Below are 19974 nucleotides of genomic sequence, written 5' to 3'. Positions count from 1 at the left end.
GGTGCCCTTTCTCATTGGGTTCCGGGCGTAGCCCGTGAACATCAGTTCAGCGCAGGCTGATCACCGTTGATCGGGATCCGCTTGGCCTTGGCTTCTTCCGGCACGATGCGCAGCAAATCGATGCTGAGCAGGCCGTTGGCCAGGCCCGCGGCCTTGACTTCGATATGATCGGCCAGGCGGAACGACAGCTTGAATGCGCGCTGGGCAATGCCCTGATGCAGATAGGTCACTTCAGCCGCTGCGTTTTCGCGTTTGCCACCGGTCACGGTCAGGACACCTTTTTCGACCTGCAGATCGAGGTCCTGCTCCTGGAAACCAGCTGCGGCAACCACGATGCGGTAGTGATCATCGCCATGCTTTTCCACGTTGTAGGGCGGGTAGCTGCTACCGGCCTCGTTACGTGCCGCAGATTCGAACAGGTCGTTGAACCGGTCGAAACCAACGGAGTGGCGGAACAATGGAGCGAGAGAGAAAGCGGTAGTCATGGTCATAAACTCCTGAGATTCAGCAAGTAAAGTCACTGCGCGACCCGAATTCGGCATCGCGTACTCAAGAGATATGGCCTGCGCAAAAGCTTTCAAGGGGACGGATAAAAAAATCTGAAAGCAGCGTCTGCATAGATGACCCCTTCGCGGCTAAAGCCGCCCCCTACAGGTCCAAGGCGGCTGAACCTCTGTAGGAGCGGCTTTAGCCGCGAAGGGGCCGGATCAGGCGACGCATACTTCCAAAGATGTAGCTTCGACCCCAAGCAACCGGCTGATGCGTGCGCAATCATCCTCACGACGCAACTCGGCAAAAAGCACCACTGCCTCGGGATAACTGCGGGTCAGCATCGCCAGCCATTGCTTCATTCGCCCCGGCGCGTATCGCGGCGAGAGTTTGGCCTGGGCCTGGCGCCAGAACTCGCGCAACAACGGCATCAGCTCATCCCAACTCATGGGCTGGTATTGGACTCCATCCCGCGCAGCGGCGATCTGCAAGGCCAGGTCCGGCCGCGACACCAGGCCGCGCCCTAGCATGATGTCCTTGGCACCGCTGACCTCTCGGCAGCGCCGCCAGTCGTCGACAGTCCAGATTTCACCATTGGCGAACACCGGCACCTGAACCACATCCTGCACCCGCGCCACCCATTCCCAGTGGGCCGGTGGCTTGTAGCCTTGGGCTTTGGTGCGCGCGTGCACAACCAGGTGTGCCGAACCGCCCTCGGCCAAGGCCGTGGCACAATCCAGGGCACCGTCCGGGCTATCGAAACCCAAACGCATTTTCGAGGTGACCGGGATATGCGCCGGTACGGCGCGGCGCACCTCACGCACGATGGCATGCAGCAGCTCCGGCTCCTTGAGCAGCACTGCACCGCCACGGGACTTGTTCACCGTCTTGGCCGGGCAACCGAAGTTCAAATCGATGACCGGCGCGCCCAGCTCACACGCCAGGGCTGCGTTATCCGCCAGGCACACTGGGTCCGAGCCGAGCAATTGCACGCGCATCGGCACGCCCGACGCCGTGCGTGCGCCGTGGCGCAATTCGGGCGCGAGCTTGTCGAACGAAGAAGCCGGCAGCAAGCGATCACAGACGCGAATGAACTCAGTGACGCACCAATCGATGCCACCTACTCGGGTCAGAACGTCGCGCAGGATGTTGTCGACCAGCCCCTCCATGGGGGCCAGGGCAATTTGCATGGCTGGGTCTCGGCGCAAAAAGGCGCCAGTCTAGCAAAAAAACCGCTTGCCTCAGCTGCCGATCAGCGCCGGGCCGTAACCCTCGAGGAATTCGCCAGGCATGCGCTTGGGCTTGCCGCTGGACAGCTCGATACAGGCGAAGGTGGTTTGTGCGCGCAACAAGGTAACCCCGTCACGTGGACGCTTGAGCTGGAAGCGCCGAGTCATACGCAGGCGCAGGTCCCAGTCGACAATCCAGGTAGCCAGCTGCAGCTCGTCATCCTCGTAAGCGGCGGCAAGGTAGTCGATTTCGTGGCGCACCACTGCCATGGCCCGGTCCAGCCGCCGGTACTCGGCCAAGTCAAGGCCCAGCCGCTGGGAGTGGCGCCAGGCGCAGCGCTCCAACCAGGTAACGTAGACCGCGTTGTTGGCATGGCCGAGGCCGTCGATGTCCTCGCTGCCCACACGCAGGTCGATGATGAATGGCGTTGCCAGGTCCCAACTCATGCCCGCTCCTGCTGATCGATGGCGAAAAAGCTCGAGAAGCTGATACTCAGCCCCCTCTAGTAATCTGGCCGAGTGTAACGGATGTTCGGGCACGCTGCCGCGCAGGTTCTCGGGCGAGCAGCTCCAGGACTGCCGCACTCAGCCGCGGATCAGCCAAGAGGCGTTGATGGCCGCCCTGGTCTAAAAGCATGAGCCGGCTGTCGAACCAGGCTTTGTGAATTAGCTGCGCCTGGTCAGCAGGCACGAGCGCATCATCGACGGCATGTACCACTAGGCCCGGCAGGTCCAACTGATAGCCCTCGACATCGAGGCGGGCTATCTGGATGCCGATATCTTGTTCGACCTGACTAATAAACGCCGCCCTGGCACGCGCCGGCAATCCCAAGTGGCGAGCGAAACGCCGCAGCACGCCCAGTAACTGTGCTGGCGCTGCAATACTTACGGCAGCTTCGGCACGCAGCCCCATCTGTAGCGCCAGCAGCACGCTGGCGCCCCCCATGGAATGACCGATCACCGCTCGCAACGGCGGCAGCTGCGCTGCAGCCTCAAGCAATGCGCGAGCGAACAACGCGACATGCGCCTTGCGCCCTGGAGAGTGGCCATGAGCAGGGCCTTCCAGCGACACCACGGTATACCCGGCCTGCACCAGGGTCTGGATCAATGACGCGAACTGCGTCGGGCGCCCTTCCCAACCGTGCATCAGCAGTACCGTCGGCCCTTTGCCCCAGCGCAGAGCCGACAGCCCGAAGCGCAAGGTCATGCGCTCGGCACTGGCCAGTAACGGCAGCTCCCAATCCCGAGGCGCGAAGTTGCGCGGCGTCATGAAGGCCCGGCGCATCTTGCCGGCGATATGCGTCGGCATCAGCCGGCCTAGGGTGCCATTTACGCTTCGAATCCAGCTCAGGGTAGTCATTGCCTTGCTCCAGAACCTTCGGTATCAGAGAACAGCCGATTTGGCGGCACGTAACAGTCGGTCGGACAACTCACCCGGCCCCAGCGCGCGCGCCAGGGCCAAGCCACCAATCATCAGGGCCAGGTCAGCCAACGCTTTGTCGGCATCCTCGGGGCGGTCGACCATGGCCGCCGTCATCAACTCGATGTGCTCGGCCAGCACTTCGCGAAAAACATCGGGCAGCCGCTGCATTTCGCTGAGCGAATTGGGCAAGGGGCACGCGTGAACTTCGGCGTCCCGGTGCTTGCGAGAAAGATAGAAAGCGCTTACGAGCGCGCGTCGCCCCTCCCCATCCAGATGCGGATCGACCTGAGCCAACAGGGCACGACGCTCGCAGAGCAACTGGCGAAACGCTTCGAGCATGAGTTCATCTTTGCTCTGAAAGTGCGCGTAAAACCCACCCACCGTCAGCCCTGCCGCCCCCATCACCTGGCTGACACTGGGCTCGGCTGGGCCGTGCAGAATCAAAGCACTGCGGGCGGCCTCCAGAATGCGTTCGCGGGTTCTGCTTTTCTTGTCGCTCATGGCTCGCCCCTGAAAATATGATGTAGGTAATATTATTCACATCATATTTTTTGGCAAACAAAACTGCATGCCGTTCGTCAGCCGATTATCAGGGAGAGAAAAAACAAAAGGCCCATTCAATATGCGAATGAGCCTTTAAAGTCCCGCAAAACGCGGGTAAAAATTGGCGTCCCCTAGGGGACTCGAACCCCTGTTACCGCCGTGAAAGGGCGGTGTCCTAGGCCACTAGACGAAGGGGACGTAACCTTCGTGCCGATCCGCTTATGCGAACCGCGGCAAAATTGGTGGAGCTAAGCGGGATCGAACCGCTGACCTCCTGCATGCCATGCAGGCGCTCTCCCAGCTGAGCTATAGCCCCGAAACAAAAGACTCATTCAATATGCGAACGAGCCTTTTTAAGCCCCGCAAAACGCGGGAAAAAGTGGCGTCCCCTAGGGGACTCGAACCCCTGTTACCGCCGTGAAAGGGCGGTGTCCTAGGCCACTAGACGAAGGGGACGTAACCTTCGTGCCGATCCGCTTACGCGAACCGCGGCAATAATTGGTGGAGCTAAGCGGGATCGAACCGCTGACCTCCTGCATGCCATGCAGGCGCTCTCCCAGCTGAGCTATAGCCCCAGATTTCTAGCCTCTCGGCCCAGCGACATGCAAAATATCGCTTGTGCAAAACTGGCGTCCCCTAGGGGACTCGAACCCCTGTTACCGCCGTGAAAGGGCGGTGTCCTAGGCCACTAGACGAAGGGGACGAACCTTCTTACCGCCAAGAGCTGATTGCTGGATCAGCTCTTGCTTGCCAGCCTTGGCTGACAAACGGAATTTGGTGGAGCTAAGCGGGATCGAACCGCTGACCTCCTGCATGCCATGCAGGCGCTCTCCCAGCTGAGCTATAGCCCCACAATGCCGCTTTGAACAGAAGCGCTGGCTGGGTGCCGTGCGTTTCGTTTACGTTCATCGCTGTGGACGGGGCGCATATTAAGATCGGATTGCAGGGCTGTCAAACTAAATTTTGAAATTAATCAAAATTTTTTTCACAGATAACAATCACTTACCGCCCTGCCCCACCCAAAACCCCAACACTGTGCGCAGGCTTGCAGATAAGCCACAACCTGTGGGAGCGACTTAAGCCACTAATCGGCCTTCGACAGTTGCTCCCACCCGTTGAGCTATCGCTTCGAACGTGCCGTCAAGCGATGCTGGCCAGCAGCTTTTCCCATTCCTTGTTCTCTTTCTTGGACACACCACCGAGCAGGTCAAGGGCCTGACGCAAGCGATAGCGGGTCAGATCAGGGCCGAGGATTTCCATGGCATCGAGCACCGACACCGAGCTTGCCTGGCCGGTAATGGCCGCAAACATCAGCGGCATGGCGTCGCGCAGCTTCAGATCCAGCGCTTGGACCACGGCCTGGATGCAATCGGTGATACGCTCTTTCTCCCACTGCCGCAGGCTCTCGAGCTTCCACAGGATCAACTGCATCACCTGGCGCACTTGGTCAGCGGACAGCTTCTTGCTTTCGAACAGCTTGGCATCGAGCTTGAGGCCGCCTTCGAAGAAGAAACCACCCAGCGGCGCGATCTGGCTGAAGGTTTCGACACGACCCTGCACATGGGGGGCGATCTTCATCATGTAATCGCTGTTGAACGCCCACTTTTGCACGCGCGCGGCAAACTCCTGCACTGGCAGCTCGCGCAGCCATTGGCCGTTTAGCCAGGACAGCTTCTCGATGTCGAAGATCGGCCCCCCCAGAGAGATGCGCGACAAGTCAAAATGCTCGACCATTTCAGCCAAGGAAAACTTCTCACGCTCGTCGGGCATCGACCAGCCCATGCGGCCGAGGTAATTGAGCATTGCCTCGGGCATGAAACCCATGCGCTCGTAGAAAGTCACCGAGGTCGGGTTCTTGCGCTTGGACAACTTGGACTTGTCGGGGTTACGCAGCAGTGGCATGTAGCAGAGCTTGGGTTGCTCCCAACCAAAGTACTCGTAAAGCTTGATCAGCTTCGGTGCCGACGGCAGCCACTCTTCGCCGCGCAGCACATGGGTGATACCCATCAGGTGGTCATCGACCACGTTGGCCAAGAAGTAGGTCGGCAGGCCGTCGTTCTTCATCAGCACCTGCATGTCCATGCGGTCCCATGGAATCTCGACATCGCCACGCAGCATATCCGGGACTACGCAGATACCTTCGCTCGGTACCTTCATACGGATCACGTGGGGCTCGCCTGCGGCAAGACGGCGCTGGACTTCCTCGTCGCTGAGCAACAGCGCACGGCCGTCATAGCGAGGGGTTTCACCACGGGCCATCTGCTCGGCGCGCATCTGTTCCAGCTCTTGGGCCGTACAGAAGCAATAGAAGGCATGGCCGGCATCGACCAATTCCTTGGCGTACTTGGCGTAGATCTCGCCACGCTCGCTCTGCCGGTATGGGCCGTGCGGGCCACCGACATCCGGGCCTTCGTTCCATTCGATGCCAAGCCAGCGCAAGGCATCGAAGATCTGCTGCTCCGACTCGCGTGTGGAGCGTAGCTGGTCGGTGTCTTCGATACGCAGGATGAACTCACCGCCATGCTGCTTGGCGAAGCAGTAGTTGAACAGGGCGATGTAGGCGGTGCCGACATGGGGGTCGCCCGTGGGCGATGGCGCGATACGCGTGCGAACGGTGGTCATGGAGGGTCTCGAACGAAAGATGAAACAAAGGCGGGATGTTAGCAGGGAGCAGGCACTGGGCTCCAGCAATGGCGCGAACGCCACTTGTCTAATGGCTATATGCCGCTGTTAAATTTACTTACATTTCTGGAACGATAGTCCTCATGCCTGCCCAACTCAAACGCCGCCTGGCGATCTTTTTCGCCCTGGTAGCCCTCATCGCCTTGGCCTTCCTGGCAGAGTGGTATCTACGCGGCCGCTTCTACGAAAGCACTGACAATGCCTATGTTCAGGGCGAAATCACCCGTATTTCCAGCCAGCTCGGTGCACGCATCGACTGGGTACTGGTCGACGACAATCAGCATGTCAACAAGGGCGACCTGCTGCTGCGGCTGGAGGCGGCCGACTTCGAACTGGCCGTGGCACGTGCCCGAGCAGCCCTAGCCACACGCGAGGCCGAATACGCCCAGGCGCAAAGCCGGTTGACCCAACAGAGCAGCTTGATTGCCGCCGGGCAGGCTCAAGTGGCAGCCAATCAGGCCACGCTCGAGCGCTCGCGGCTGGACCTGGGCCGCGCCGAAAAACTGCGCAAGCCTGGGTTCATCTCCGAAGAACGGGTGACCACCCTATCGGCCGAGAATCATGTGGCCGGCGCCCAAGTGGATAAAGCCCGCGCTGACCTGCAGAGCCAACGCCAGCAGATCAACGCTCTGAGTGCCGACCTCAAACGCCTTGATGCGCAGATCGCCAATGCCCGAGCCGACGTGGCTCAGGCAGAGCTGAACCTTGCCCGTTGCGAGATACGCGCACCTTTGAGCGGCACCATCGGCCAGCGCAACGCCCGCAGCGGCCAGGTGGTGCAGGCAGGCGCCTACCTGCTGTCGATCGTGCCCGATGAAAATATCTGGGTGCAGGCCAACTTCAAGGAAACCCAGATTGGCAAGATGCACCCCGGGCAGCGTGCCACCCTGTTGTTCGACAGTTATCCCGACACCCCGATCGAAGGCCGCGTCGATAGCCTGTTCGCGGCGTCCGGCGCACAGTTCAGCCTGTTGCCGCCTGATAACGCCACCGGCAACTTCACCAAAGTGGTACAGCGCATTCCGGTGAAATTGACCTTCGCCGCCGACAACCCCCTGCACGGGCGCATTCGCCCGGGTATGTCGGTGACTGCCACCGTCGATTTGCGCCACGAGGATGATGGCCGCGATGGCCGGTGACCAACTGCAGCGCCCCACTGCCGAGCCAACACGGCGCGACTGGATAGCGGTGATGAGCGTGATGCTCGGTGCGTTCATGGCCGTGCTGGACATCCAGATCACCAACTCCTCGCTCAAGGACATCCAGGGAGCGTTGTCGGCCACTTTGGAAGAAGGCTCGTGGATTTCCACCTCGTACCTGGTAGCGGAGATCATCATGATTCCGCTGACCGCATGGCTGGTGCAGTTGCTGTCGGCGCGACGTTTGGCGGTCTGGGTGTCAGGTGGCTTCCTGTTGTCCTCATTGCTGTGCTCGATGGCCTGGAATCTGGAGAGCATGATCCTGTTCCGCGCCCTGCAGGGCTTCACAGGTGGTGCCTTGATTCCGCTGGCCTTCACGCTGACCCTGATCAAGTTACCCGAACATCACCGCGCCAAAGGCATGGCCATGTTCGCCATGACGGCGACGTTCGCCCCTTCGATTGGCCCCACCTTGGGAGGGTGGCTAACTGAAAACTGGGGCTGGGAATATATTTTCTACATCAACATCCCACCCGGGCTGGTGATGATCGCCGGCTTGCTCTACGGCCTCGAGAAAAAGCCGGCGCATTGGGAACTGCTCAAAAGCACCGACTATGCCGGCATCGTCACGCTGGGCCTTGGCCTGGGCTGCCTGCAAGTCTTTCTCGAGGAGGGTCACCGCAAGGATTGGCTGGAGTCGAATCTGATCGTCGGCCTTGGCACCGTAGCTTTGGTCAGCTTGATCACGTTCGTAATCGTGCAGTTTTCCAAGGCACAACCGCTTATCAACCTGCGCATTCTGGGCAATCGTAACTTCGGGCTGTCGAGCATCGCCAGCCTGGGCATGGGCGTGGGCCTGTATGGCTCGATTTATCTGCTGCCGCTATACCTGGCACAAATCCAAGGCTATAACGCGCTACAGATCGGCGAAGTGATCATGTGGATGGGTATTCCGCAGTTATTTCTGATCCCGCTGGTGCCGCAGCTGATGAAGATCGTGCCACCCAAGCTACTGTGCGCTCTGGGCTTCTGCTTGTTCGGGGTGGCCAGCTTCGGTTCGGGGGTGCTGAACCCAGACTTCGCCGGACCTCAGTTCAACCACATCCAGATCATCCGCGCCCTCGGCCAACCAATGATCATGGTGACCATTTCGCTGATTGCCACGGCCTACATCCAGCAGCAAGACGCCGGCTCGGCGTCGAGCCTATTCAATATTCTGCGAAATCTAGGCGGTGCGATCGGCATCGCTTTGTTGGCCACCCTGCTGGATGCCAGAACCAAAGTGTACTTCGACTATTTGCGCGAATCGGTGGTACCGAGCAACCCGCAAGTGGCGGAGCGCCTTGCCCAATTGGCAGAGCGGCTGGGCAGTGACAGTGCGGCGCTTGGCAAGCTCAGCGAGATCACCCATCAGCAGGCGCTGATCATGGCTTATAACGACGCCTTTCACCTTGTCGGAATAGGTTTGGCGTTGAGCATGGTCGCCGTGTTGCTGACCCGCAAGCTGCCCCAGGGGCTGAAAGCGGGTGAGGCTCACTAGGCCCTGTATGACATGGCTCGCTGCTGGGTGAAGCTGCATTGAAAGCAGGCGTTCGATGCTGATTTACAAACCGCAAACGCCGCTTTCTTCGGCTGTTACGCCCTAGCCCGACCTACAATTCACACAGTGAGGGTTCAAGTTGCGCGTACCACCCTGTTCGCGCACGACCCAGCAACTGCAGGTAGCGCACCTCTGGGGGGCGGCTCAACCCGCGAAAAGCTGGGTGATGATCAACTGGTGATCAGGCGCTCGCGCAGCTTGGTAATCTCGTCGCGTAACTGCGCGGCGGCCTCGAACTCCAGGTCGCGTGCAAACTGCATCATCTTCTCTTCCAGTTGTTTGATGCGTTTGGTGATTTCGCCTGGCGTGCGCAGCTCGGCCTCGTAGCGGGCGCTCTCCTCGGCTGCCTTTGCCATGCCCTTGCGCTTCTTGCTGCGCGCACCGGGCACGGTGGCACCCTCCATGATATCGGCGATGTCCTTGACCACACCCTTTGGCACGATGCCGTTGGCCTGGTTGAAGGCAATTTGTTTCTCGCGACGCCGCTCGGTTTCGTCGATGGCACGCTGCATGGAGCCAGTGATGCTGTCGGCGTATAGAATCGCCCGGCCATTGAGGTTGCGCGCAGCACGGCCGATCGTCTGAATCAGCGAACGCTCGGAACGCAGGAAACCTTCCTTGTCAGCATCGAGGATGGCCACCAGCGACACCTCGGGCATATCCAGACCCTCGCGCAGCAGGTTGATACCCACGAGCACATCGAAGGTGCCCAAACGCAGATCCCGGATGATTTCGACACGCTCGACGGTATCGATGTCGGAGTGCAGGTAACGCACCCTGACGTCATGGTCGGCCAGGTAATCGGTAAGGTCTTCGGCCATGCGCTTGGTAAGCGTGGTTGCCAGAACCCGATCGCCCTCAGCCACACGCTTGCGGATCTCCGACAGCAGGTCGTCGACCTGGGTGAGCGCCGGGCGCACCTCCACTTGCGGGTCGACCAGACCGGTCGGGCGCACCACCTGCTCGACCACCCGGCCGGCATGTTCGGCTTCGTAAGGGCCCGGGGTGGCCGAAACGAAAATAGTCTGTGGACTGACAGCCTCCCACTCATCGAAACGCATCGGGCGGTTGTCAAGCGCTGACGGCAGCCGGAAGCCGTATTCGACCAGGGTTTCCTTGCGCGAGCGGTCGCCTTTGTACATGGCGCCGACCTGGGGCACGCTGACGTGGGACTCGTCGATCACCAGCAGCGCATCGGCCGGCAAATAGTCGTACAGGGTGGGCGGCGGCGCCCCGGCCGGGCGGCCGGACAGGTAGCGCGAGTAGTTTTCGATACCGTTGCAATAGCCAAGCTCAAGGATCATTTCCAGATCGAAGCGGGTACGCTGCTCCAGGCGCTGAGCCTCGACCAGCTTGTTGGCCTTGTGCAGGTACTCCAGACGATCCGCCAGCTCTTCTTTGATGCCCTCCACCGCCTGCAGCAAGGTTTCTCGTGGCGTCACGTAGTGGCTCTTGGGGTAGAAGGTGAAGCGTGGCAGCTTGCGAAACACCTCGCCGGTCAGCGGATCGAAAGCTGCGATGTTATCCACTTCATCATCGAACAGCTCGATGCGGATAGCCTCAAGGTCCGATTCAGCCGGGAAGATGTCGATGACGTCGCCGCGCACCCGGAAAGTGGCACGGGCAAAGTCCATTTCGTTGCGGGTGTACTGCAGGTCGGCCAGACGGCGCAGCAAGGCGCGCTGGTCGAGTTTGTCGCCGCGGTCCACGTGCAGCACCATCTTCAGGTACGTCTCGGGGCTGCCCAGGCCGTAAATACATGACACCGTAGTGACGATGATCGCATCGCGGCGTTCCAACAACGCCTTGGTAGCCGACAGACGCATCTGCTCGATGTGGTCGTTGATCGAGGCATCCTTCTCGATGAAGGTATCCGACGACGGCACATAGGCTTCTGGCTGGTAATAATCGTAGTAGGAGACGAAGTATTCGACGGCGTTGTTGGGGAAGAACGCCTTGAACTCGCCATACAACTGCGCCGCCAGCGTCTTGTTTGGCGCCAGTACCAGGGTTGGCCGCTGTACCTGCGCAATGACGTTGGCGATGCTGAAGGTCTTGCCCGAACCAGTCACCCCAAGCAGCGTCTGGTGTGAGAGGCCGGCCTCGATGCCTTCGACCATCTGACGGATGGCCTCGGGCTGGTCGCCTGCCGGCTGGAAACGGGTGACGAGCTGAAACTCGGACATGACGGACCTCGCGGCAACGCAGTAACTGTAAATTTAGCCAGTAGTCTATACCCAAAAACGCCCGAAGTGGGCCGGATTAAAGGCCAGGCTGTCAGCGCACATTACGGTTGACCGGGCAATTGGACCAACGGTCGAAAAATATTTGCGCAAATCGCCGGAAAACCTGCGCCAGGCTGTCGCAGTGACCGGTCGGTATCACTATACTGACTCCCCGTTTGTGCACCGCTTCAGTGCATTCGGCTGGAGCGTGTACGCCCTATCACTCTCCAATCAGAGCCGAAGTAACAATGAGCCTGTTTTCCGCTGTCGAGCTGGCACCCCGCGACCCTATTCTGGGCCTCAACGAAGCTTTCAACGCCGACCCACGTACCGACAAGGTCAACCTGGGCGTAGGCGTTTATTGCAATGAGGAAGGCCGCATTCCGCTGCTGCGCGCCGTGATCGAAGCCGAAACTCAGCGTGCCGCCCAGCACGCCTCGCGCGGCTACCTGCCTATCGATGGGATCGCCACCTACGACCAGGCTGTGCAGAAGCTGCTGTTCGGTGCCGAGTCGCCGTTGCTGGCCGCTGGTCGTGTGGTCACCGTGCAAGCCGTTGGCGGCACTGGCGCCCTGAAGATCGGTGCCGACTTCCTCAAGCGCATCTCGCCGAATGCGGTGGTGGCCATCAGCGACCCGAGCTGGGAAAACCACCGTGCGCTGTTCGAAAGCGCAGGTTTCCCGGTGCAGAACTATCGGTACTACGATGCGCCGAGCAACGACGTCAACCGTGCCGGCATGCTCGAAGACCTCAATGCCTTGCCGTCCGGCTCGATCGTGGTGCTGCACGCCTGCTGCCACAACCCAACCGGCGTCGACCTGAGCCTGGAAGACTGGAAGAACGTGCTGGAAGTGGTCAAGGCCAAAGGTCACGTGCCGTTCCTCGACATGGCCTACCAGGGGTTCGGTGACGGCATCGCCGAAGACGCCTTCGCCGTGCGCCTGTTCGCCGAATCGGGCATGGAGTTCTTCGTCTCCAGCTCGTTCTCCAAGTCGTTCTCGCTGTATGGCGAACGCGTCGGGGCGCTGTCGATCGTCACTGCCTCCAAGGACGAAAGCACCCGCGTGCTGTCGCAGGTCAAGCGCGTGATCCGCACCACCTACTCCAACCCGCCGACCCACGGCGCCACGATCGTCGCTACAGTGCTCAACAGCGCCGAACTGCGCCAGATGTGGGAGACCGAACTGGGCGAAATGCGTGAGCGTATTCACGGTATGCGCAAGCAGATGGTCGCGCTGCTGGCCGAATACGGCGCCAACCGCGACTTCAGCTTCGTTGGCCGCCAGGTGGGTATGTTCTCCTACTCGGGCCTGACCGTTGAGCAGGTTGCGCGACTGAAGAACGACTTCGGCATCTACGCACTGGACACCGGCCGTATCGCCGTCGCCGCGCTGAACCAGAGCAACATCCATGTGGTCACCAAGGCCATCGTTGAAGTGCTGTAACTGATTGATTTGTCAGGAGGAGGCTTGACTTCCTCCTGGCAGACGGTAAGATACGCGCACATTCCGCGATAGCTCAGTCGGTAGAGCAAATGACTGTTAATCATTGGGTCCCTGGTTCGAGTCCAGGTCGCGGAGCCAAACACTAAAAAGCCCCCGATTGCGCAAGCATCGGGGGCTTTTTCGTTGCCTGGCTGAACGGCTATTGTGCCGATGAGATCCAGCGCCGGCACGTTGTGGCAAAGATTTCTCAGCAAGGGCGCCCGATTGGGTAGAACTCGCCGTTGCTCCAAACCCCGAGCCACTCCTGGTCGTCGATCATGCGCGGCACGGCCAGATCGACCAGTTGGTAAAACACATTGCGATGAATCAGCGCCTCCAGATTCGTGCGCATCAAGATATAAGGCGACGGCTCTTGAGTGACCGGATCGGTTTCGACCCGCAGCGGGTTTTGCGGCCCAGCTTCGACCTGATCCTCAACATTGCTGGTAAAGCGCAGCACCTGCGCCTGGCCACTGCCCAGCACTTGCAGCGCTACCGCCACGAATGGCGCGTCGTCCACCCGGATACCGACCTTCTCTACCGGCGTCACCAGGAAATAATCATCGCCGTCGCGGCGCATGATTGTAGAAAACAGGCGAACCATCGCCTTGCGCCCGATCGGTGTACCCAGGTAGAACCAGGTGCCGTCCCGGGCGATCCGCATGTCGATGTTGCCGCAGAAATCCGGGTGCCACAGATGCACCGGCGGCAGGCCTTTATGCTTGGGGATCTGCGCCAGTAGGTCGTTGGCCTTGCCGGAATCGCTCATACGCTGCCCTTACTCGCTCATGCCCAGAAGGCTACGAGCGTACTCGCGCATGGGCCTTGCGAGCAAATCCTGGGGCGATTGGTCATGGAACGTCAACAAACCGCCACGGCTCTTGATCCGCGCGGTGTCGATCAGGTAACGCGTATTGGTTTCGATAAGCATCATCTGAACTACACCAGTGTCCCAACCGAGGCGGTCGACAGCCTGCTCGTCGTACCATTCGTCGCCGTTGCCAATACGGTCATCGCTGCGGGCGAAGCGGGTATAGAGCACATAATCGGCGCCGAACGACCTGGCTTGGGCGATCGCCTCCTCAAGCCCCAGCGGCCCTTGTGCGCGCCGCACCAGCGGGAAATACTCGACAAATCCTTTGAAGGCCTCCTCGGCTACCACATTTTGCTTTGGCACCGGGCCTTTACCGGGCGGCATGAACGCGCCTTGGCCGATGAATATGAACGAGTCAGGCTGCAGGCGAATCGAAAGCGTTCGGCGGGTATCGCTATGGTCCAGCAAACCGGCATCGCTCATATGGTAACGGACGCCCTCGCCCATATCGCTGACATTCATGCAGCCGCCCAGCGCCATCAGCGCCAGCAGCAAAACCAGGCTACGCATTTTTCCTCCAGTGGCCGGTGACGAAAAACCGGCGAATAGCCGGCGGATGCAGCTTTTGCGCCAGCTTCAGCCGCCTATCACCTTCATCACCATCACGTCACCGGAAAACGCCAGCTCCTGCTTGTCTGCCAGCGCCTTGACCAACAACCGTTGCAGCGCGGGCAGTGCCAGATGGCGGGGTTTTTCCAGCAGGTCGGCAACATAGTGGCGGTTGCTCGAAGACAGGCAGCCGTGTAACCAGCCAGTGGAGGATAGCCGCAGGCGCGAGCAGGTACGGCAGAACGGCACGCTTTCATTGGCGATGACGCCGAAATGGCCGTGCCCGGGGATCTGATAGCGCAGTGCGGTAGCATCGACCGCAGCATCGACTTGCTCAAAGCCGTACCGGCTACCGATCACATCGAGCAAAGCTTCGAGCCCAACGAACTGTTGCACGAAGGCCTTGTTATCCCGAGCCAGATGCCCCATACGCATCAGCTCGATGAAGCGCAGCTCAAAGCCTCGGGCCATGCAGTACTCGAGCATGGGTAATACCTGCTCAAGATTCTGACCACGCATTGGCACCATGTTGACCTTGATTCGCATGCCTGCGGCGCTGGCTTGGTCCATGCCCGCCAACACACTGCCCAGATCCCCGCCGCGAGCAATGCGGCGGAACGCCATGGGGTCCAGGGTATCAAGGGACACATTCAGGCGCCGAATGCCGGCTGCCTGTAACTGGGGCAGCTTGCGTGCCAGCAATTGCCCGTTGGTGGTAAGGGCAATGTCGTCGAGCCCGAGCTTGGCCACCGCCGTGAGAAACTCATCCAACCGCGGACTGACCAAGGGTTCGCCGCCGGTAATGCGCAAACGCTCGATGCCAGCCGCCTCAACCAGGTAGGCGACACCCCGGGCCAGAGCTTGAGCGGACAATTCATCCTGGGCCGCGACCAGACGCTTGCCATCCGGCACACAATAGCCGCAAGCGTAGTTGCAGGCAGCCGTCAGGCTGACGCGCAGATTGCGAAAACGCCTGCCTTGACGATCGACGATCATGGGTAACTCCAGCATGGATGAATCGGGCCGGCAAAACTTGACTCAAGAATCAGGTTTTTGCAAGCCCCATTTCATGCCAGACTCACCCGCTCATGCACCGCTTGATCAGTGACTAGGTTCCGGATCACGTTTGCGCTTGTTGCCCATGCGTACGCCGATGTCCATGAGGAACTGGAAGAAGCCCTCCTGATCCTCCAGCACATTGCTCCAGAACGGCGAGTGATACAGCGCCACAGCACCGTGCACCAATGCCCAGGCAGCGCAGTAGTGAAAGTACGGCGGGACGTCTTCGAGCTTGCCTTCGCTGATGCGGCCCTTTATCAGTTGAGTCAGGCGGTCGAAGTTGGACGCACGGATGCTGTGCAGTTGCTCGACCATTTCCGGCACCTGATTACCCTTGACCACCTTTTCTTCGAGGCGATCGAACAGCCGATAACGCTGTGGGTCGCGCATACGGAACTCGAAATAGGCGCGCGACAGTGCTTCTTTGTCGCGGTCGACATCGGCCGAATGCAGCAGCGCATTCAGGTCACGCTCATAATCGAGCATCAACCGCAGGTAAATCTCGGCCTTGGACTTGAAATGCTTGTAGATCGTGCCTTTGCCGATACCTACAGCATCGGCGATCATCTCGACGGTGACGCTGTCTTCACCCTGTTCGAGGAACAGCTTCAGGGCTGTGTCGAGGATTTCCTGTTCGCGGCGGCGAAATTCACGGACCTTACGAGGTTCTTTCTGCATAGGAAGGACTGGATGACATTGAAGCGGTTTATTATGCCTAACTTGCAGCAAATTGCACGGATCATCCACGCATGTCTATGTTTCATGATGAGATCGGGCTGGCTAGCAAGGCAACTGCTCAGACAAGCGACCATGATCAGCAGCCCATACCCGCTGCGCTCAGGACCGCCGCCCCACGTCAGAATGGCCGTGCCATGCGTTCAGAGAGGAAGGAACGGCACGCGTATTCCAAATCTGTTTAAAAAACGTACAGAAAGCACTGGCACGGCGGAAATCATGGCCAATACTTAAAGTGTTGGCGCGGCGCATCCCCCCAAGTGGCGCGCCGATAAAGGTGCTCAGGGACCGCGTACCTTTGTTTTACTCCTAATGGTCTTAACCCGGATTCCCCCCCCAGAACCCGGGTTTTTTTTGCCCAGGCAGCGGGGAGAGGGTCACCGTACTCGAGCTTGGGGGAACAGGCGCTTGAAGTTGCTCGTCGTTTGTTCAGCCAACTGCTCGTAGCTGACGCCGCGCAACGATGCTACATACTCGGCCACTTCGCGGACATACTGGGGCAAGTTCGGCTTGCCGCGATGCGGGATGGGTGCGAGGTAGGGCGAGTCGGTTTCGACCAGCAGGCGATCGACCGGTACCTGCCGAGCCACTTCACGCAGGGCCTCGGCATTGCGGAATGTGACGATTCCCGATAGCGAAATGTAGTAACCCAGCTCCAGCGCTGCCTTGGCCATCTGCCAGTCTTCGGTGAAGCAGTGCAACACACCTGCCTGGGGCAAGTTGGCTTCACGCAGTAGGGCCAAAGTATCGGCCTGCGCAGCACGGGTATGCACGATCACCGGCTTGCCGGTCTGGCGCGAGGCCTCCAGATGCAGTCGGAACGACGCCTGCTGCAACTCGGCGGCTTCGGGTTCGTAGTGATAGTCAAGGCCCGTCTCACCGATCGCTACCACGTGCGGGTGGGCAAGCTCGCTCAGCAGCCATTGCAGCGCTGGAGTTTCCCCGGGCGCGAGGTCCAGCGGATGCACGCCCACGGAGCAATCGACATCGGGGTACTGTTCACTCAGCGCCTTCACCGCACCGGCGTTTTCAGCACTGACACCGATGCACAGAAAATGCCCTACCCCACGCTCCCGCGCTGCCTGCAATGCAGCGTCGAGGGAGCCCTGGTGGGCGCTCAGGTCAAGACGGTCGAGATGGCAATGGGAATCTACGAGCATGGCAAACGGCACACATGAAAGAATGGAAAATCAACGAGAACCCGGCAGTTGCACCCAGTGGGCCAGTAGCGCCTCTAGCAGCAATACGCGATTGAGGTTGGCTTTGCCCAGCACCTTCTGTCGCTGTTCGAGGACCCAGGCCTGGGTTTGCAGCACTTTATCTTGGCGGGCCTTCTGCGCCAGGTACTGCACGACCTTGCGCATATCGGCCAAGCCCAGCCCCTCTTCATCCTGGGTCAATTGGTAGCGCAGAATCAACTGCGACCATTCGAAGAACCAGTCGAACAATAGCAACAACGGTACACTGCCCCAGGCCTCGGCCAATTGGCTTGGCGACTGCTGTTGTTTGAGCAGCTTTTTGACCCCATCGGTCACCAGCGCGCGCTGCTCCACAATACCTTGAGCCTGCAGGGTCGCAGCCCTTAGCGGCGACCCTGCAGCCAGAGTCAGCAGTTCCTGACGCTCGGATTCATCACAATCGGGTAGCGCCGAGGCCAGCCACGCCTGGCTCTGCTCAACGCTCGGCTGGGGGCACGCCACTTGCTGGCAGCGGCTTTTGATGGTTGGCAGCAGGCGACTGGGCTGGTGACTGACCAGAAGCAGCACAGTATCGCCAGACGGCTCTTCAAGGCTTTTGAGCAAGGCATTGGAGGCATTGACGTTCATCGCCTCGACCGGCTCGATCAAGACCACTTTACGCCCGCCCAGTTGCGCGGTCTGCACGACGAACGACACCAGTTCGCGTACCTGGTCTACCTTGATCGGCTTTTCAGCCTCTTCAGGTTCCAGTACGAAGTTGTCCGGATGGCTACCAGCCTTGAGCAGCAGGCAAGACTTGCACTGGCCGCAGGCATCCAGCCCATGTGGCTGCTGGCACAGCAACCGCGCCATCAGCCGCTCGGCCAGCGCACGCTTACCAATACCCTGCGGCCCGTGTAGCAGGTAAGCATGGGCATGGCGTTCACGGCCGGCCAGTTGCTGCCAAAGCGCCTGCTGCCAGGGATAGGCCTCAGCCACGGCAGCGCTCCACGATAGCGGGCAGCAGAATATCGATAGCGCGCTGTACCGCTTCGAGCGGCTGCGCCGCATCGAGCAGGGTATAGCGTCGCGGCTCGGCCTGGGCGCGCTGCAAATAGGCTTGGCGCACGGCCTCGAAGAACGCTTGCCCCTCCTGCTCGAAACGATCCAGGCGACCACGCGCAGCGGCACGGGCCAGGCCGACTTCAACTGGCAAATCGAAGACCAGGGTCAGGTCCGGGCGCAGATCACCCTGCACGAAGCGCTCAAGCTCAGCGATACGCGCCACGGACAACCCACGGCCACCACCTTGGTAGGCATAGGTAGCGTCGGTAAATCGATCGCACAAGACAACGGCACCACGGGCCAAGGCCGGGCGAATCACCTGGGCCAGGTGCTGGGCACGGGCAGCGAACACCAACAGTAGTTCAGTATCTGCCGCCATCAGCTCATCACTGGGCGCCAACAACAGCTCACGGACCTTCTCGGCCAGCGGGGTCCCGCCAGGCTCGCGCGTCAGGACCACGTCCAGGCCCTGCTCCCCCAGGCGCGCGGCCAGGTAATCACGGTTGGTGCTCTTGCCCGCGCCTTCGGGGCCTTCCAAAGTAATAAACAAGCCGCTCACAGGCAGTCCTTAGTGTTGGTCGTGGGGCGTTGGCGCATCTGCCGGTGCAGCTTCGCCGGCGGCATCCTGCTCTGCAGGTTCGGCAGTGCCAGCAGGCGCACTTTGCGGTGCCGGGCTGGAGCGGTAATCCGCGCGACGTTTGAGCTGGAACTCGCGCACCGCCGAGTTGTGATCGTCCAGGTCATCGGAAAAAACATGGCTGCCGTCGCCACGAGCAACAAAATACAAGCTAGTGCCATCGGCTGGGTTGAGCGCGGCATGAATTGCCTCACGCCCGACCATGGCAATGGGTGTAGGCGGCAACCCGGTCATGGTGTAGGTGTTATAGGGTGTCGGTTCACGCAGGTCGGCGCGGGTGATCTTGCCGTTGTAGCGCTCACCCATGCCGTAGATGACCGTCGGGTCGGTCTGCAGCATCATGCCCAGGCGCAGGCGGCGTACGAATACTCCGGCAATTTGCCCACGCTCCTGGGGGATGCCGGTTTCCTTTTCCACCAGCGAGGCCATGATCAGTGCCTGATACGGGTCGCGGTAGGGCAAGTCCGTCGTACGCTCTGCCCACTCCTTGGCCAGCACTTCGTCCAGGCGCATATAGGCCTGCTGCAGCAGTTCCACATCGCTCATGCCGCGCACGAAGCGGTAGGTGTCAGGGAAGAAACGGCCTTCAGGGAAAACACCCGTGTGGCCGAGCTTATCCATCACCTCGGCATCGGACAATCCATCGAGCGTGTGTTTGATCTTTTCATGCCTGGCCACTGCGGCGCGCACCTGGCGGAAGGTCCAACCTTCGACCAGCGTCAGGTTGTACTGCACCACGTCGCCACGGCGCCAGGCATCGAACAGCTGTGCCACGGTCATACCCGGCGTGAGCCGGTACTCACCGGTATGCAGCGGCGTACCCGCCATATTGAAGCGCCAGTAAAGGCGCAGCCACACAGCATCGTCCAACAGGCCCTCGGCCTGCATGCGATAGAACATGCGATTGGGGTTGGTGCCATTGGGCACATCGAGCAGGCGCTCTTGCGCCACATGCAGGGGCTGCTCCAGGACAGAGTGGAGCTTCCACGCCGACCAGCCCAGGGCGAGGCCGGCGAGAATCAAGCCCATTTCCAGCAGCAGCAGGAATTTGCGTCTCACGAAT

The 19974-nt window shown here is 60.3% G+C and carries 18 protein-coding genes and 7 tRNA genes; 4 read left to right on the top strand and 21 right to left on the bottom strand.

What is annotated here, in order from left to right; genetic code table 11:
• Positions 1-41 precede the first annotated feature (41 nt).
• From HU725_RS07110 to gltX, 12 genes are all read right to left on the bottom strand, one after another.
• Positions 42-485, bottom strand: coding sequence for an Hsp20 family protein (locus tag HU725_RS07110; protein ID WP_060478244.1), 444 nt, complete (start codon positions 483-485; stop codon positions 42-44).
• A 222-nt stretch (positions 486-707) separates the two neighbouring features.
• Positions 708-1679: a tRNA dihydrouridine synthase gene (locus HU725_RS07105; RefSeq protein ID WP_186476679.1), complete on the bottom strand. Its 972-nt coding sequence runs from the start codon at positions 1677-1679 to the stop codon at positions 708-710.
• Between the two features lie 51 nt (positions 1680-1730).
• Positions 1731-2165, bottom strand: coding sequence for an acyl-CoA thioesterase (locus HU725_RS07100; RefSeq protein ID WP_060478242.1), 435 nt, complete (start codon positions 2163-2165; stop codon positions 1731-1733).
• A gap of 46 nt (positions 2166-2211) precedes the next feature.
• Positions 2212-3078 carry an alpha/beta fold hydrolase gene (locus HU725_RS07095; protein WP_186476678.1) on the bottom strand — a complete coding sequence of 289 codons (867 nt, stop codon included), beginning with the start codon at positions 3076-3078 and terminating at the stop codon, positions 2212-2214.
• Between the two features lie 24 nt (positions 3079-3102).
• Positions 3103-3642 (bottom strand): TetR/AcrR family transcriptional regulator, encoded by a 540-nt coding sequence (locus HU725_RS07090; RefSeq protein ID WP_186476677.1) that lies wholly within the window; start codon positions 3640-3642, stop codon positions 3103-3105.
• Positions 3643-3806: 164 nt separating this feature from the next.
• A tRNA-Glu gene (locus tag HU725_RS07085) sits at positions 3807-3882 on the bottom strand.
• A gap of 42 nt (positions 3883-3924) precedes the next feature.
• A tRNA-Ala gene (locus HU725_RS07080) sits at positions 3925-4000 on the bottom strand.
• A 64-nt stretch (positions 4001-4064) separates the two neighbouring features.
• Positions 4065-4140, bottom strand: a tRNA-Glu gene (locus HU725_RS07075).
• Between the two features lie 43 nt (positions 4141-4183).
• Positions 4184-4259: transfer RNA gene (locus HU725_RS07070), tRNA-Ala, on the bottom strand.
• Between the two features lie 52 nt (positions 4260-4311).
• Positions 4312-4387, bottom strand: a tRNA-Glu gene (locus HU725_RS07065).
• Positions 4388-4459: 72 nt separating this feature from the next.
• A tRNA-Ala gene (locus tag HU725_RS07060) sits at positions 4460-4535 on the bottom strand.
• Positions 4536-4824: 289 nt separating this feature from the next.
• The gene (gltX, locus tag HU725_RS07055) at positions 4825-6306 is read right to left on the bottom strand and encodes a glutamate--tRNA ligase (RefSeq protein ID WP_186476676.1); all 1482 of its coding nucleotides are present in this window, start codon (positions 6304-6306) and stop codon (positions 4825-4827) included.
• 143 nt (positions 6307-6449) lie between these two features.
• Between gltX and HU725_RS07050 the strand changes: the two genes are divergently transcribed.
• Complete coding sequence (locus HU725_RS07050; protein WP_186476675.1) at positions 6450-7505, top strand: HlyD family secretion protein; 1056 nt, start codon at positions 6450-6452, stop codon at positions 7503-7505.
• Positions 7495-9045: an MDR family MFS transporter gene (locus HU725_RS07045; protein ID WP_189657921.1), complete on the top strand. Its 1551-nt coding sequence runs from the start codon at positions 7495-7497 to the stop codon at positions 9043-9045. The genes HU725_RS07050 and HU725_RS07045 overlap by 11 nt, the downstream gene beginning before the upstream one ends.
• Before the next feature lie 230 nt (positions 9046-9275).
• Here the strand turns inward: HU725_RS07045 and uvrB are convergent, their stop codons facing one another.
• Complete coding sequence (uvrB, locus tag HU725_RS07040) at positions 9276-11291, bottom strand: excinuclease ABC subunit UvrB (protein ID WP_060478237.1); 2016 nt, start codon at positions 11289-11291, stop codon at positions 9276-9278.
• A gap of 287 nt (positions 11292-11578) precedes the next feature.
• Between uvrB and HU725_RS07035 the strand changes: the two genes are divergently transcribed.
• Together HU725_RS07035 and HU725_RS07030 are read left to right on the top strand one after the other, a co-directional pair.
• Positions 11579-12775: an amino acid aminotransferase gene (locus HU725_RS07035; RefSeq protein WP_186476674.1), complete on the top strand. Its 1197-nt coding sequence runs from the start codon at positions 11579-11581 to the stop codon at positions 12773-12775.
• Positions 12776-12837: 62 nt separating this feature from the next.
• Positions 12838-12913, top strand: a tRNA-Asn gene (locus HU725_RS07030).
• A gap of 109 nt (positions 12914-13022) precedes the next feature.
• On the opposite strand, the gene HU725_RS07025 is transcribed toward HU725_RS07030, so the two are convergent.
• The 8 genes from HU725_RS07025 to mltG form a co-directional block, all read right to left on the bottom strand.
• Positions 13023-13583, bottom strand: coding sequence for a DUF1285 domain-containing protein (locus HU725_RS07025; RefSeq protein WP_186476673.1), 561 nt, complete (start codon positions 13581-13583; stop codon positions 13023-13025).
• 9 nt (positions 13584-13592) lie between these two features.
• On the bottom strand, positions 13593-14198 hold the full coding sequence (locus HU725_RS07020) for a DUF4823 domain-containing protein (protein ID WP_060478234.1): 606 nt from the start codon (positions 14196-14198) through the stop codon (positions 13593-13595).
• 66 nt (positions 14199-14264) lie between these two features.
• Positions 14265-15233 carry a GTP 3',8-cyclase MoaA gene (locus HU725_RS07015; RefSeq protein ID WP_060478233.1) on the bottom strand — a complete coding sequence of 323 codons (969 nt, stop codon included), beginning with the start codon at positions 15231-15233 and terminating at the stop codon, positions 14265-14267.
• A gap of 105 nt (positions 15234-15338) precedes the next feature.
• The gene (locus tag HU725_RS07010) at positions 15339-15974 is read right to left on the bottom strand and encodes a TetR/AcrR family transcriptional regulator (protein WP_060478232.1); all 636 of its coding nucleotides are present in this window, start codon (positions 15972-15974) and stop codon (positions 15339-15341) included.
• Positions 15975-16408: 434 nt separating this feature from the next.
• The gene (locus HU725_RS07005; RefSeq protein ID WP_186476672.1) at positions 16409-17191 is read right to left on the bottom strand and encodes a TatD family hydrolase; all 783 of its coding nucleotides are present in this window, start codon (positions 17189-17191) and stop codon (positions 16409-16411) included.
• Between the two features lie 30 nt (positions 17192-17221).
• A complete protein-coding gene (locus HU725_RS07000; RefSeq protein WP_186476671.1) occupies positions 17222-18208 on the bottom strand; it encodes a DNA polymerase III subunit delta' in 987 nt (328 codons plus the stop codon).
• Positions 18201-18833 (bottom strand): dTMP kinase, encoded by a 633-nt coding sequence (gene tmk, locus HU725_RS06995; protein WP_186476670.1) that lies wholly within the window; start codon positions 18831-18833, stop codon positions 18201-18203. Before tmk ends, HU725_RS07000 begins: the two co-directional genes overlap by 8 nt.
• 9 nt (positions 18834-18842) lie before the next feature.
• Positions 18843-19970: an endolytic transglycosylase MltG gene (mltG, locus tag HU725_RS06990; protein WP_186476669.1), complete on the bottom strand. Its 1128-nt coding sequence runs from the start codon at positions 19968-19970 to the stop codon at positions 18843-18845.
• Between the last annotated feature and the right edge of the window lie 4 nt (positions 19971-19974).

This window comes from Pseudomonas promysalinigenes, assembly GCF_014269025.2.
In the GTDB taxonomy this organism is placed as follows: domain Bacteria; phylum Pseudomonadota; class Gammaproteobacteria; order Pseudomonadales; family Pseudomonadaceae; genus Aquipseudomonas; species Aquipseudomonas promysalinigenes.
The sequence above is the reverse complement of the archived record's forward strand: the minus strand, read 5'-3'. Positions and strand labels throughout refer to the sequence as shown.

Coding starts and splice junctions, on each gene's coding strand:
- HU725_RS07110 (WP_060478244.1), bottom strand. CDS start 485: ATGACTACCGCTTTCTCTCTCGCTCCATTGTTCCGCCACTCCGTTGGT.
- HU725_RS07105 (WP_186476679.1), bottom strand. CDS start 1,679: ATGCAAATTGCCCTGGCCCCCATGGAGGGGCTGGTCGACAACATCCTG.
- HU725_RS07100 (WP_060478242.1), bottom strand. CDS start 2,165: ATGAGTTGGGACCTGGCAACGCCATTCATCATCGACCTGCGTGTGGGC.
- HU725_RS07095 (WP_186476678.1), bottom strand. CDS start 3,078: ATGACTACCCTGAGCTGGATTCGAAGCGTAAATGGCACCCTAGGCCGG.
- HU725_RS07090 (WP_186476677.1), bottom strand. CDS start 3,642: ATGAGCGACAAGAAAAGCAGAACCCGCGAACGCATTCTGGAGGCCGCC.
- gltX (WP_186476676.1), bottom strand. CDS start 6,306: ATGACCACCGTTCGCACGCGTATCGCGCCATCGCCCACGGGCGACCCC.
- HU725_RS07050 (WP_186476675.1), top strand. CDS start 6,450: ATGCCTGCCCAACTCAAACGCCGCCTGGCGATCTTTTTCGCCCTGGTA.
- HU725_RS07045 (WP_189657921.1), top strand. CDS start 7,495: ATGGCCGGTGACCAACTGCAGCGCCCCACTGCCGAGCCAACACGGCGC.
- uvrB (WP_060478237.1), bottom strand. CDS start 11,291: ATGTCCGAGTTTCAGCTCGTCACCCGTTTCCAGCCGGCAGGCGACCAG.
- HU725_RS07035 (WP_186476674.1), top strand. CDS start 11,579: ATGAGCCTGTTTTCCGCTGTCGAGCTGGCACCCCGCGACCCTATTCTG.
- HU725_RS07025 (WP_186476673.1), bottom strand. CDS start 13,583: ATGAGCGATTCCGGCAAGGCCAACGACCTACTGGCGCAGATCCCCAAG.
- HU725_RS07020 (WP_060478234.1), bottom strand. CDS start 14,198: ATGCGTAGCCTGGTTTTGCTGCTGGCGCTGATGGCGCTGGGCGGCTGC.
- HU725_RS07015 (WP_060478233.1), bottom strand. CDS start 15,233: ATGATCGTCGATCGTCAAGGCAGGCGTTTTCGCAATCTGCGCGTCAGC.
- HU725_RS07010 (WP_060478232.1), bottom strand. CDS start 15,974: ATGCAGAAAGAACCTCGTAAGGTCCGTGAATTTCGCCGCCGCGAACAG.
- HU725_RS07005 (WP_186476672.1), bottom strand. CDS start 17,191: ATGCTCGTAGATTCCCATTGCCATCTCGACCGTCTTGACCTGAGCGCC.